General features: G+C 63.1%; 13 protein-coding genes. 6 read left to right on the plus strand and 7 right to left on the minus strand.

Annotation, left to right across the window (positions count from 1 at the left end; translation table 11 throughout):
* Positions 1–363: 363 nt before the first annotated feature.
* Positions 364–1356, minus strand: a complete 993-nt coding sequence (locus LFT47_RS10050) for a LacI family DNA-binding transcriptional regulator (protein WP_236817883.1) — start codon at positions 1354–1356, stop codon at positions 364–366.
* Positions 1357–1542: 186 nt separating this feature from the next.
* Here LFT47_RS10050 and LFT47_RS10055 point away from each other — a divergent pair, with 186 nt between their 5' ends.
* From LFT47_RS10055 to LFT47_RS10065, 3 genes are read left to right on the plus strand one after another with little or no spacing between them, the layout of a single operon-like run.
* Positions 1543–2499: a PfkB family carbohydrate kinase gene (locus LFT47_RS10055; protein ID WP_236817885.1), complete on the plus strand. Its 957-nt coding sequence runs from the start codon at positions 1543–1545 to the stop codon at positions 2497–2499.
* Complete coding sequence (locus LFT47_RS10060; protein WP_236817887.1) at positions 2496–2957, plus strand: RpiB/LacA/LacB family sugar-phosphate isomerase; 462 nt, start codon at positions 2496–2498, stop codon at positions 2955–2957. Before LFT47_RS10055 ends, LFT47_RS10060 begins: the two co-directional genes overlap by 4 nt.
* A 41-nt stretch (positions 2958–2998) precedes the next feature.
* Positions 2999–4333 carry an MFS transporter gene (locus LFT47_RS10065; RefSeq protein ID WP_236817889.1) on the plus strand — a complete coding sequence of 445 codons (1335 nt, stop codon included), beginning with the start codon at positions 2999–3001 and terminating at the stop codon, positions 4331–4333.
* A gap of 223 nt (positions 4334–4556) precedes the next feature.
* Here the strand turns inward: LFT47_RS10065 and LFT47_RS10070 are convergent, their stop codons facing one another.
* Positions 4557–5567, minus strand: coding sequence for an aldo/keto reductase family protein (locus tag LFT47_RS10070; protein WP_236817891.1), 1011 nt, complete (start codon positions 5565–5567; stop codon positions 4557–4559).
* Positions 5568–5787: 220 nt separating this feature from the next.
* On the opposite strand from LFT47_RS10070, the gene LFT47_RS10075 reads away from it, so the two are divergent.
* Both LFT47_RS10075 and LFT47_RS10080 read left to right on the plus strand, forming a co-directional pair.
* Positions 5788–6771, plus strand: a complete 984-nt coding sequence (locus tag LFT47_RS10075; RefSeq protein WP_236817893.1) for an aldo/keto reductase — start codon at positions 5788–5790, stop codon at positions 6769–6771.
* Between the two features lie 135 nt (positions 6772–6906).
* The gene (locus LFT47_RS10080; protein ID WP_236817895.1) at positions 6907–7338 is read left to right on the plus strand and encodes a hypothetical protein; all 432 of its coding nucleotides are present in this window, start codon (positions 6907–6909) and stop codon (positions 7336–7338) included.
* A gap of 64 nt (positions 7339–7402) precedes the next feature.
* On the opposite strand, the gene LFT47_RS10085 is transcribed toward LFT47_RS10080, so the two are convergent.
* The 4 genes from LFT47_RS10085 to LFT47_RS10100 all read right to left on the minus strand — a co-directional run bounded on the left by LFT47_RS10085 (position 7403) and on the right by LFT47_RS10100 (position 10143).
* Complete coding sequence (locus tag LFT47_RS10085) at positions 7403–7942, minus strand: TspO/MBR family protein (protein ID WP_442863451.1); 540 nt, start codon at positions 7940–7942, stop codon at positions 7403–7405.
* Between the two features lie 13 nt (positions 7943–7955).
* Complete coding sequence (locus LFT47_RS10090) at positions 7956–9323, minus strand: GAF domain-containing serine/threonine-protein kinase (protein WP_236817903.1); 1368 nt, start codon at positions 9321–9323, stop codon at positions 7956–7958.
* A gap of 241 nt (positions 9324–9564) precedes the next feature.
* Positions 9565–9711, minus strand: coding sequence for a lmo0937 family membrane protein (locus LFT47_RS10095; protein ID WP_234748473.1), 147 nt, complete (start codon positions 9709–9711; stop codon positions 9565–9567).
* A gap of 162 nt (positions 9712–9873) precedes the next feature.
* Entirely contained in the window at positions 9874–10143 is a 270-nt protein-coding gene (locus LFT47_RS10100; protein ID WP_236817905.1) for a hypothetical protein, read from the minus strand.
* 330 nt (positions 10144–10473) lie between these two features.
* On the opposite strand from LFT47_RS10100, the gene LFT47_RS10105 reads away from it, so the two are divergent.
* The gene (locus LFT47_RS10105) at positions 10474–11181 is read left to right on the plus strand and encodes a TetR/AcrR family transcriptional regulator C-terminal domain-containing protein (RefSeq protein ID WP_236817907.1); all 708 of its coding nucleotides are present in this window, start codon (positions 10474–10476) and stop codon (positions 11179–11181) included.
* Between the two features lie 151 nt (positions 11182–11332).
* Here LFT47_RS10105 and LFT47_RS10110 read toward each other — a convergent pair whose 3' ends face one another.
* Positions 11333–11722 carry a lipopolysaccharide assembly protein LapA domain-containing protein gene (locus LFT47_RS10110; protein ID WP_336885435.1) on the minus strand — a complete coding sequence of 130 codons (390 nt, stop codon included), beginning with the start codon at positions 11720–11722 and terminating at the stop codon, positions 11333–11335.
* Positions 11723–11796 lie beyond the last annotated feature (74 nt).

An 11796-nucleotide genomic window follows, 5' to 3' on the forward strand; every position in this document is an offset into this window, starting at 1 on the left:
GCGACGAGGACTACACCGTGGCGAAGCTTGACGGCATGCTCCCCGCAACCAGGTCAGGGACGCCAAGAGCCGCACACCTGCGGACAACCAGACCGTCCGCAACGTGTTCGTCATCGGGCCGGACGAGAACCAAGCCGAACATTCGGATCGTTCCGCAGCCGGTGTGATCGCGCACAAGTGAGGACACTGACATGACCTTAGACCGGTCTCCGCTGGCTGGCCGGTCGGATGCCGAGCGGGGACCGCTTGTCGTCGGTGTGTTGTTCGCCTTCCCGAAGCAGGGCTCCCCAGACTGTCGAACGTGTCCGCGCCGTTTCCCCCGCGACGTCATGGAAACACAACCTAGGGCCGATGCAGCGGCATTCATGACATGCCCGCGGAGCGATCGAAGAACTCAGTCGGGACCCGCAGCGAATCCACGCTGCGCCCGTTAATCAAGTCGACGAGCCCCGCGACTCCGAGCCGTCCGATGGTTGCCGCATCGTTTCTAACCGCGCTGATCGCCGGCGACGCGAACTCGAACCAGTCGAGGTCATCGAAGGAAACGATTGCGATGTTCGCCGCCCAGTCGGCGCCGAGGCGTTGACGAAGCGCGCGAACCACTCCCAAAGTCGTTGGGCCGTTCGCGCCGAACACCGCGGTTGGGCGCATGCCCCTGTCGAGAATTCGGTGCATTGCCTTCGCAGCGCCGCCGGGCAGGAAGTCGCCGGTGTCGATGAGTGCGTCGTCCATGCTGATTCCATGGGATTCGCGCCCCGCCCGGTATGCGGCGAGGCGCTCGGCACCAGTGGAAATAGTCGACGGGCCGCCGACAAATGCGACATCTCGGTGCCCACGCCGCTGCAGCCAGTCGAGCACACTAGCGACGCCCCCGGCGTTGTCGGTTCCGAACATCGGTGCGTCGAGACCGTCCACGGTACGGTTTAAGAGCACCAGTGGTAGCCCCGTCGCCCGAAGCAATTCAAGTTGCGGTGAGTGCCCGCCCTGTGGAGACAGCAGAAGTCCATCGATGCGCTGCGAAGCGAAAATGCGCAAGTAGTCATCGACCTTCGCCTGGTCTTCGTTGGCGTTCGCAAGGAGCACGGTGTACCCGAGCCTTCCGGCCTCTTGCTCAGCGGCATGGGCAAGGTCCGAGAAGAAGGGATTCCGGATGTCTGACACCAGCAGGCCGAGCACGTCGGTCCTGGAGCGGCGCAATGAGCGTGCCGGCCCGTTGGCGATGTAATTCAGCTCTGCGGCGGCCGCCAGCACGCGTGAGCGAGAATCAGCCGAGGTCTGGCTGCTTCCCGAGAGCACGCGCGATGCCGTTCCGAGCGCGACTCCGGCGCGCGCTGCAACGTCTTTGATGGTTGCCACTTACCTACCCCTTCATGGAAACGTTCCCGAGTATACATCCCTTTCGGGGGTGCGACGGCGCACGGCCGCCCCCTTCGCCGATTGCCCGCAGACTGGTTGCAGCTTGCAAGAACCCATCCCGTCATGCACTATTGAACCCATCACATCCATGGAAACGGTTCCATGGATTTTTTACGAGGAGGTGAAATGATGAACGGAACGGTTGTTGTCTTCGGCAGCATCAATGCCGACACGAGCTACAGAATGACGGCGCTCCCGACTCCCGGCGAAACGGTCATCGCCTCGACCGCGAGTGCGTCCCCTGGCGGCAAAGGGGCCAATCAGGCCATCGCCGCGGCGGCAGCCGGCGCAGTGACGCGCATGATCGGAATGGTCGGTGATGATTCCGAAGCCGCCGCTCAGCTTGCGGCACTCGTCTTGCGCGGCGTCGACACCAGTTCGGTCGCGACGCGCCGCGGAATCGCGACCGGCCGAGCGATCGTCTTCGTCGATGACTCGGGTGAGAACTCCATCGTCGTACTCCCGGGGGCCAATGACTTGCTCGACGGGGACGTGGCGGCGACCGGCCTCGCTTGGATCTCGACGGGTGATGTGCTCGTGCTGCAGAACGAAGTTCCGGCCGACGCAAACCGTGCCGCTGCCCGCCTGGCACGGTCCCGTGGCGCTACGGTCATTTGGAATGCAGCTCCTGCACCCACCGCGGCCGCAGATCTCGTGGACGACGTCGATCTCCTCGTCGTCAATGAACACGAGCTCAAGCAGATCAGTGTAATCCTCGGAATCGAGACCATCAGGGAGGGCTCGGGCAGTTCCGCGCTTGGCGCTCTGCTGGCCGAATGCGCACGCGCGCTGGATGCCGACGCCATCTGCACGCTCGGCTCTGACGGGGCGATGTTTTTCGCGGACGGACTGTTGGGTAGCGTCCCTGCTCCGAAGGTGCGAGCGGTCGATACCACCGCTGCTGGCGACACCGTCGTCGGCTATCTTGCCGCGCACGCGGGACTCCCGTTGGAGGAACGGCTTCGCCTGGCGGTCGCCGCGGGGGCCCTCGCCGTCACCGTCGTGGGAGCATCCTCATCCATCCCGCACCTCGGCGACGTCGAGCCTTTGCCCGTCGTCGCCACCGAAAGGACACCAGCATGATCGTTGCCGTGGGAGCAGACCACGCCGGATTTCCCATCAAACAGCGCGTGATCGAAGCCATTGAGCAACTCGGCCACACCGTGATCGAACGAGGCGCCATCAGCACAGAGCCCGTTGATTTCCCCGACGTGACACAGGAGACCTGCGCGCCCGTGCTTGACGGCAGCGCGGAGCGCGCAGTCCTGGTATGCGGAACGGGTGCCGGCGCCATTATGGCAGCCAACAAGATTCCCGGCATCCGGTGTGGTCTAGCCAACGAGTCATACTCCGCCCATCAAATGGTCGAACACGACGACGCAAATGCCCTTGCCTTGGGCGCCTGGCTGGTTCCACCCGCCTTCATCGAGGCGATCGTGGAACAGTTCCTTGCCGCAACATTCGACGACGACGACGACACGCGCCGCCGCGTTGAGAAGTTGAACGCCCTCGACAATCTCCGGCCAGCATTCGCCGGCTAAACACAGGCTCCGCACCACCACAGATCAAAGGAGATCCACCCATGACGACAACGACCTCGATTCCGCAGAAATCTGCGCTCGGATCGAAAGACCGCAACAAGACTGCATTCGCCGCCGCTCTGGGGACGAGCGTAGAGAACTACGACTTCATTGCCTATGGCACGGCCTCCGCACTGTATTTCAGCGCGGTCTTCTTTCCCCAGAGTGACCGTTTCATTGGAACGCTCCTCTCCTTCGCCACACTCGCGGTCGGCTTCCTCATGCGGCCCCTCGGCGGCGCGGTCGGCGGTTACCTCGCCGACAAGTTCGGCCGCAAGCCGGTTCTCGTCGGCGCGATGCTGGTGATGGGAGGGGCAACCTGCCTCATCGGGCTCCTGCCCACCTACGCCCAGGTCGGTGTCATTGCACCGGTGCTCTTGGTCATCATCCGGATGATCCAGGGCCTCGCGTTTGGAGCCGAATGGGGCGGTGCCATCACGATGACATATGAGCATGCGCCATGGAACCGCCGTGGCATGTACGCCGCTATTCCTCAGGCCGGAAACCCTCTTGGCATCGCACTCGCGAGCGCGATGTTCCTCATCAGCGCGCGCCTTGAAGGAGACATGGCTTGGCGGGTGCCGTTCCTCTTCAGCGCCGTCCTCGTCGTCGTTGCCCTGGTCGTCCGTTCACGATTGTCGGAGTCGCCCGAATTCGAAGCGGCCAAGGCTGAGGGAAAGATCGAAAAGAACCCGTTCCTCACAACACTTCGTCGTGACTGGCACAGCATCCTCCGCGTGATCGCCCTGCGCATGGTGGAGTCGTTTGCCTATTACTCGACTGCCACCTTCCTGCTCAGCTACCTTTCCCAGCGCTTCCCCGACATTCGCCCCACAGCACTCGGCTCCATCACCGCGGCCAGCATCGTGGCGATCGTCGTCACATTCGCCATGGGGGCGCTCACTGACAAGGTGGGCCGTCGGCCGATCTACATCGTGGCTTGCCTCGCGGCAATCCTGTTCGCGTTCCCGATGTACCTGCTCACAAATGACGGCACACCGGCACTTGTCATCGCCGTGTTCATCTTCGGCATCGGTATCGTGCACGCTTCGCTCACCGGCGTGCAGGGCTCGCTGCTCACTGAACAGTTCGGCACCTCGACGCGCACGTCCGGTGCTTCGCTCGGCTATCAGATCGCCGCTGCGATCGGCGGGTTCGCGCCACTTCTCGCAACTCTGCTCGTCGGCCGGATTGGCTGGCCTGGAGCTTCATTGCTCTACATGCTGGCAGCCATCATCGGGCTGATCGGCATTCTGGTGACCAAAGAGACGTACAGCCGCGCAGAGCGGGCCCGCGTCACCGCCCTAGTCGCCGCGGAGAAACGACAGGGGGCCTGACTCAATTCGAAGGCGGGTTGAAGAAGCTCGGGTCGCTGAAGCCTGAGCAGGGGCGCGGCCTGGTGGTTCCCGAGCAGAAGATCCAGGAAGTCGTTGAGCTGACGCAGAAATCAAGGCCCGAGGCACAGACCCGTTTGTCCCTTTGGACGAAGATGTGTAACGAGGGTGGCCGGACGTCCCCCGCCGAAAGGCGGGCGTCCGGCCGACCTCTGCAGTTTGGTGCTTATGCTTCCCGGGTGGCGGGTGAGGAATCTTTGGTCCGGGCGGGGTCGCGTTCGGCGAGGGAGCCGATTGCGGTGTCGATTTTGTCCATGATCTCCTGATCCAGTTTCACTCCGGATGCGTCCACGTTGGCCGCGACCTGCTCGGGCCGGGACGCGCCGATGATGGCCGAGGCCACGTTCTGGTTCTGCAGGACCCAGGCGATGCTGAGCTGGGCCATGGTCAGTCCGGCCTCTTCCGCGATCGGTTTGAGCTTCTGGACGCCGGTCAGGACCTCGTTGGACATCCAACGCTTGATCATCTGCGCTCCGCCCTTGGCGTCGGTGGCGCGGCTGCCCTCGGGAGCAGGTTTTCCGGGCTGGTATTTGCCGCTCAGGACGCCCTGGGCCATGGGGGACCACACGATCTGGGAGAGTCCGAGTTCTTCCGACGCCGGGACCACTTCGGACTCGATGACCCTCCAGAGCATCGAGTACTGCGGCTGGTTGGATATCAGCTGGAATCCCAGATCTTTGGCCAGTGAGTGGCCGTCACGGATCTGCTCCACTGTCCATTCGCTCACGCCGATGTACAGGGCTTTGCCTTGCCGCACGATGTCCGCGAAGGCCTGCATGGTTTCTTCCAGCGGGGTCTCGAAATCGTAGCGGTGGGCCTGGTAGAGGTCCACGTAATCAGTCTGCAGGCGCCTGAGGGAGCCGTTGATGGATTCCATGATGTGCTTGCGGGAGAGCCCGAGATCGTTGTGGCCCTTGGGCCCGGTGGGACCGAATACCTTCGTGAAGATCTCCAGGGATTCCCGGCGTTCGCCGTTCAGGGCGTTGCCGAGGACGGTCTCGGCCGCAGTGTTGGCATAGACATCGGCCGTGTCGAAGGTGCTGATTCCGGCGTCGAGCGCTGCCCGGACGCATGCGGTGGCGGTGTCGTTCTCGACCTGGGAGCCGTGGGTCAGCCAGTTGCCGAACGTGATTTCCGAGATCTTGAAGCCGGAGTTGCCAAGGTACCTGAATTCCATTTTTACTGACGCGCTTTCTCTTGTTCGTGAAGTCGGTCGTGTGGCGGCAACCCGGGCCCTGACCACGTCGTTCCATGAGCGGACCCTGTGCCGGTAGCCGTTTCGAGACTACGCGTCCGACAGCCTCTTTCGACCCGGCGTGGCTGGCCCTGCGGGTCCTAGGATCAGCTAGCCCCCTTCCATGCGGACGGGGCCGTTGTGCCGTGGTTATAGTCGAACGATGAAGCAGCGAGTATTGGGCAAGACAGGGCGGTCTGTCTCCGTTGTGGGGCTGGGCACATGGCAGCTAGGTGCCGACTGGGGAAACGTGGATCCGAAGGAAGCCAACGACATCCTGGAAGCCGCAGTGGACTCCGGGGTGACGTTTTTTGATACGGCGGATGTCTACGGCGACGGACAAAGCGAGCAAACCATCGGGGCGTACCTCGCTGCCAACCGTGGACTGGACATCATGGTCGCCACCAAAATCGGGCGGCGGATGGAACAGAAACCGGAGAACTACACACTGGCCAACTTCCGGCAGTGGGTTGACCGTTCCCGGCGGAACCTCCAGACGGAGTGCCTGGACCTCGTCCAGCTGCATTGTCCTCCCACCCCGGTTTACAGCCGCCCGGAAGTCTACGATGCGCTGGAGACGCTCGTCAGTGAAGGCGCGATCAAGGACTACGGTGTCAGCGTTGAGCGGACCGATGAAGCACTCGAGGCCATCAAGCACGGCGCGGTCACCGTCCAGATCATTCTGAACGCCTTCAGACTCAAACCCCTGGATGAGGTCCTGCCCGCGGCCAAGGACGCAGGAGTCGGCATCATCGCCAGGGTCCCTCTGGCCTCCGGCCTGCTCTCGGGCAAGTACTCCAAGGACACAGTATTTGCCGAAAATGACCACCGGAAATACAACCGGAACGGTGCAGCATTCGACGTCGGAGAGACCTTCTCTGGAGTCGACTTTGAACAGGGCCTCAAAGCGGTTGAAGAATTCAAAAAGCTTGTCCCGCCCGGAGCAACGACGGCCCAAGCGGCCATCGCCTGGATCGCGGCACAAGACGGGGTCAGCACTGTCATACCAGGGGCCCGAAACCCCGAACAAGCCCGCTCCAACGCCGCCACCACCCAAATACTGGACCACCTGGGCCCGGACTTTGAGAACAGCGTCAGGGAAATCTACGACACGTACTTCCGCGAGACGATCCATCCTCTCTGGTAAACCCCGGAAAGCCATGTCCTTTCGGCCCACCCCCGAAGGGCCGCGGCCGCGCCCGCCGGCTGATCGTTCAACGGTCCTGCGTCGGAATGCTCGGGGCAAGTTACCGGTAGTCAGGGACGACGATAGGGTTGGTGAATGAGCGCACCGGACACCACACACGACTGGCGGCCCCTGTGGGCACGGCTCAACGAAGGCGAGGAAACACTTCCCGTCGGCGTCCTGATGACCGCCCCGCCGGGCGAGGTCAACAGCGCGCCGCCGCTGGAGTCCGAGTTCGGCGTGTTCGAGGCGCCCTTGGAGGATTACGACGTCGTGGAGCTGACCCGCTTCGACCGCCCCATGGCGCGGGGCCGGGTGGCGTTCGGCAATGGATTCGCTGTGGTGGGCCCGGTGCGTGCGGTGGACGGCGACGCTGTGGCGCCCGATCACGAGGCCGTGGTTCTGGCCCGCCTGGCGGAGGAAGCCTTCGTCGAGGGCGCGGATGTTGTCTATGCGCCCGTGGACGCCGGGGCGGCGGACCGGTACGAGGCCGTCGGCTGGACTCGGGCGGGCGAACTGGCCCCCTAAGAGGGTGCCTCTTTCCTAGGTGTTGGGCAAGATGCGACTCGCAAAAGGGCTTGGCCGGGCATTGTCAATTGTTGGCTGCGGCATAGAAGTTCAGGCTGGCCGAGAACACGATCCAGGAAATATAGGGCAGCATGAGCAGTCCGGCTGTTGTGTTTATGGGACCGAAGAGGATGACGGTGGCTGCCACGGTCATCGCCAGTGCGGCGATGAGGAGGAGGGCCAGCCATAGTGCGGTGTCGCCCCATACGGGGTACATGCCGAAGAAGGTGGGTGCCCACGCCAGATTGAGCGCCATTTGGATACCGTACGCCGTCATGGCTGCGCGGGTTTTGGCTGACCTTTGGCGCCAGACCAGCCAGGAAGCGACAGCCATCGCGGTGTACAGCATCGTCCAGACCGAACCAAAAACCCAGCCCGGCGGCGTCCAGGGCGCTTTGTTTGCCGTCGCGTACCAGCCGGAGGCGTTGCCAAGGATGGCCGCGGACCCCAGCAAAGAGACCGTGCAGGAGAGAGCTAGAAATCCCAAAAGTGCCGTGACTTCGCGCGCGAAACCCATCCGGGCGGTCGTAGGCGGCCCGCTCGTCTGTTGGGGTTCAGCCGACACTTGGTCCACTTGGTTACGCCTGTGCCAGGTCCCGGCTTTCGAGGCGAAGTTCCAGTTCGCTGGTAACCAGCCCAGCCAGGTCCTCCAGGGTTGCCCGGTCAGCCGCGGACATTGTTCGCGGGACTGTGTCGAGTATGCACATGGTTCCGAGGTTGTACCCCTCGCGGGTCTTCAGGGGAGCCCCGGCGTAGAATCCGAGGCCCAAATCTCCGGCGACGAGGGGATTGGAGAGTGTCCGGGGGTCTTCCGGGGCATTCTCCACGACCCAGACCTCTCCCTGCAGGATGGCTGAGGCGCACAGGCCCGGGTCCCTGGGAATTTCCTCGGCTGCGATGCCGTGGTGGGACTTGAACCAGATGCGGTCGTGGTCGACGATGCTGACGATTGCTATCGGTACGTTGAATAGCCTGGCTGCCAAGGCGGTGATTCTGTCGAACGCGCCGTCGGGCGGCGTGTCCAGTATCCGGTATTGGTGCACGTTGGCCATACGGGCGGTTTCGTCGTCGGGAATGATGGAGGGGTTCACTTTGTGTCTGCCCCGGCGTGCGGAGGCCTGATCGAATAATGCCTTGGATGCTTCGCGAGCTGTGGGTCGTTTCAGTGGGTCGGCGGCGGTCATGGCAGCCAGGAGTGTCTTCCAGTCCTGATCCATGTCTTCCGGCATGGGAGGATCCCGGATCAGCCGGGCCACGGCGCTCTGGATCGGGTCCCCGGGAAAGGCGACCTGTCCGGTCAGGCTCTCAAGCAGGACCAGGCCGAGGGAGTAGACATCGCTGGCGGAAGTGACGGGTTCGGCCCGGGCTTGTTCCGGGCTGAGGTAGGCTGCGGTCCCCAGGAACCCGCCGTCGGTGTCTTCCGGGGTTTCCGAGATCTGCGCGATACCGAAATCGGTGAGCTTCGCGCGTATCCTCGCGGCGTCCTGATGGTAGTCAAGGATCATGATGTTGCCCGGTTTGACGTCCCGGTGGACCACGCCGTTGCCGTGGATGTAGGCCAAAGCGTCCGCGATGTCGTGCCCGATCTGCGCCGTGTGGCGCGGCCCGAGGGCTCCCTTGATCAGATACTCCTTCAAGTCCGGGCCTTCGATGAGTTCCATCACCAGATAGACACGTGGCTCCCCGGATCCGTTGCGGTCAACCCCGGCATCGAGGAGGGTGACCAAGCCGGGGTGGTTCATGCGGGCAAGGATCTTTACTTCATCGTCATCCATGGACGCCGTCCCGCCGTCGCGGGCCGGTTTCCTGATGATTTTGACTGCCACATCGCGCCCAAGAAAGTCATCCGCGGCCCGGTAGACGATGGCCATCGCCCCGGACCCGATGCGCTCGATCAGGCGGTATCTGCCCCCGAGGTATGCATCACCGTCGGTCTGTTGTTTCATGCAGCAACCCTTACTTTCCTGGACCGCAGGAGACGGGGCCCCGAACCGGGGCATTGAGGAAGATTCCGGTTCCGTTGGCGTTAGCGCCGTCGGACACCGACTGGAAAGCCATATCGGTCGCGGGAGCGAACCCGGCCTCAGGCTGAAAGTTGGCAAAGCCTTCACAGTCCTCCGCGATATCCCGGAGGGCTGTGAGGTGCGCGTCTAACGACTCGCCTTATATGGCTTGGCGGTTGGACCTTTATACGCGTGACCTGCCGCGGATGAAGTGGAAGATCAGAACGACGACGGCGACGACCAGAAGCAGGTGAATGAGCCCGCCGCCGATATTGCCGATAAAGCCGAGAAGCCAGAGAACGGCGATAATGATGGCTATCCAAAGCAACATGTGAGTCTCCTTGTTTGTGTGTGTGCCCTGGCCGACGGCCTGAGGCATTCATTGATAAGCATACTTACTAGTTGGTGGATCGGTGCGGTTTTTCCATTTGGAAGCCGCACCGGCACCGCAGAACCGGGTTCTGAGGTAGGCCTCGAGATGGCGCTCATCGGATCAGGCCAGGGCCGGGCAGCTTGCCAGAATGTAGTCGGCGGCGGCCGGTCCCGTCATGGCCAGCCCGTTGCCGGCGGGATGGATGCCTTTGGTCCTCAGTGCTGCCCAAAAAAGGCTCTCGGGGTGCGGTGCCGACTGTTGCAGCCAACACCAGCTCGTGTACAGGCCGTAAAGGCAATCCCGACCGAGAGCCGAGTCCGACCGGTCGTTGGTGTCGATGGTGGCTTCTGCAAGGAATTGGTCGAAGTGGAAATTTGCCGTTTTAGCCATGGTGGGCCCTTTGTCGCGAGTGCGCTGTGTGCTGCCATGTGGCTATAGCAGCTGAGCCCCAATGCGTGCACGTGGCACTGAAGCGGCCACCCGGTTCTGTGGAACTCTGCGGTTCGGGCGGCCTGTGCGTTGTGCGCAGCCACGGGTTTCCGAAACGGGGTGCACGGCCCGTGGCCGTGCACCCAAATCCGCTTCGTGAACCCTGTGTAGAAACTTGCCTACGATGTAGACTTTACGCGTAGACTACAAAGTAAGCAAGGTTTTCCCGCAGGAACCAGCGATGACGCGATCAGATCAGGATGGAATCCCGTGCCGCCCCCAAAGAGTCCCATGAGTTCTTCCCCCGCCGGCGAGAACGCCGCCGGGCAGAAATCCAAGCTGAGCCGCGACCTCGTCCTCACCGCCGCCCTTGCACTCGTCGATGCGGAAGGACTCGACGCGCTCACCATGCGCCGCCTAGGTCAGGAACTAGGCCGGGACCCGATGAGTCTCTACCGGTACGCCGCCAATCGTGCCGCGCTCCTGGACGGAGTGACAGAGCTGGTCCTGAAGGAGCTTTCCATCTTCCCGGACCGCCCGGACTGGCAGGCACAGCTCCGGCAGATTGCCCATGACCTGCGCCTGCTGGCGCTGCGGCACCCCAACGTCGTGCCATTGCTCGTGACCCGCCCGCTGTCGACGCCCTTGGGCCTGCGCCCCCTGGGCACACTGCGCCCGCTTGAGCAGATCCTCTCGTTGCTGATCGACGCCGGCTTCGCTCCGGCCGACGCGCTGCACATCTACCGGGCCTACTACGGGTTCCTCTACGGCCACATACTCAATGAGCTCCAGGAATTCATCGTGGATCCGGACGAAAACGAAGCACTGCTCCGCCTTGGCCTGCACCGCCTGCCCGCGAAGGAATTTCCCCGCCTCCGCGCGCTAGGCCCGGTTCTTGCGGACTACGACGGCGAGGCCGAACTGGACCAGGGCATCAGCATCCTGCTCGCCGGACTCGCAGCACCCCTCATCGGCGAGAAGGCCACCCCAAAGCAGTGACCAGGAGACAGCCGCAGGATGAGATGCCTGGATCCGGCACGGCTGGACCGAGGGGCAGGCTCGACGGCGCCAGGTAGCCAGACAGCCCGGCCTTGATCAGCGGAAACTCCCTGTCAACAGGCCAACCCAGGACGAGCTACGTAGTTGCGACTCACCCTGGATTCGGATTGTTGTGTGTTTTTCGAATTTTCCGCGCATCGGACCGGAGCTGAATGATCCGTGCTGCACCGGCCGCGGCTACGAGGACGCCTCCGGCTACTGCGGCGATGAACAACGCCATGCCCAGGGGGACCGTGGCCGCCAGCCCGAGGAAAAAGACGTTGACCGGCTGCTGGTTCTGCAGGATGAAGATGATCAGCAATATCAGCGCGAGCAAGCCCACGACGACTGCGGCCCAAACGACGCCGGCACGTGTGGTTCTCGGCTTTGGGGCGGCGAAATCGCCCTGCGCCGCGCCGGCTGGCGGTGAGGTGGATCCGGACAAGGGGGGACTGCCGGGCTGCGGATCAGGTATTTCGGGTATCGCATGGTTCGAGGTCATGGCGGGTCGTCCTTTTGTCGATTTGTTGGCTGTCTATCAAGCATCGCCCGGGCGGGTCCAGAAGATACGTCGTG

The sequence above is a fragment of the Arthrobacter sp. FW306-2-2C-D06B genome (assembly GCF_021789175.1).
Classification (GTDB): domain Bacteria; phylum Actinomycetota; class Actinomycetes; order Actinomycetales; family Micrococcaceae; genus Arthrobacter.

Bases quoted from the DNA above. Each gene is read 5' to 3' on its own strand.
- LFT47_RS10090 (WP_236817903.1), bottom strand. From the start codon at position 9,323: ATGAAACAACAGACCGACGGTGATGCATACCTCGGGGGCAGATACCGC.
- LFT47_RS10095 (WP_234748473.1), bottom strand. From the start codon at position 9,711: ATGTTGCTTTGGATAGCCATCATTATCGCCGTTCTCTGGCTTCTCGGC.
- LFT47_RS10060 (WP_236817887.1), top strand. From the start codon at position 2,496: ATGATCGTTGCCGTGGGAGCAGACCACGCCGGATTTCCCATCAAACAG.
- LFT47_RS10055 (WP_236817885.1), top strand. From the start codon at position 1,543: ATGATGAACGGAACGGTTGTTGTCTTCGGCAGCATCAATGCCGACACG.
- LFT47_RS10080 (WP_236817895.1), top strand. From the start codon at position 6,907: ATGAGCGCACCGGACACCACACACGACTGGCGGCCCCTGTGGGCACGG.
- LFT47_RS10075 (WP_236817893.1), top strand. From the start codon at position 5,788: ATGAAGCAGCGAGTATTGGGCAAGACAGGGCGGTCTGTCTCCGTTGTG.
- LFT47_RS10070 (WP_236817891.1), bottom strand. From the start codon at position 5,567: ATGGAATTCAGGTACCTTGGCAACTCCGGCTTCAAGATCTCGGAAATC.
- LFT47_RS10065 (WP_236817889.1), top strand. From the start codon at position 2,999: ATGACGACAACGACCTCGATTCCGCAGAAATCTGCGCTCGGATCGAAA.
- LFT47_RS10105 (WP_236817907.1), top strand. From the start codon at position 10,474: ATGAGTTCTTCCCCCGCCGGCGAGAACGCCGCCGGGCAGAAATCCAAG.
- LFT47_RS10110 (WP_336885435.1), bottom strand. From the start codon at position 11,722: ATGACCTCGAACCATGCGATACCCGAAATACCTGATCCGCAGCCCGGC.
- LFT47_RS10100 (WP_236817905.1), bottom strand. From the start codon at position 10,143: ATGGCTAAAACGGCAAATTTCCACTTCGACCAATTCCTTGCAGAAGCC.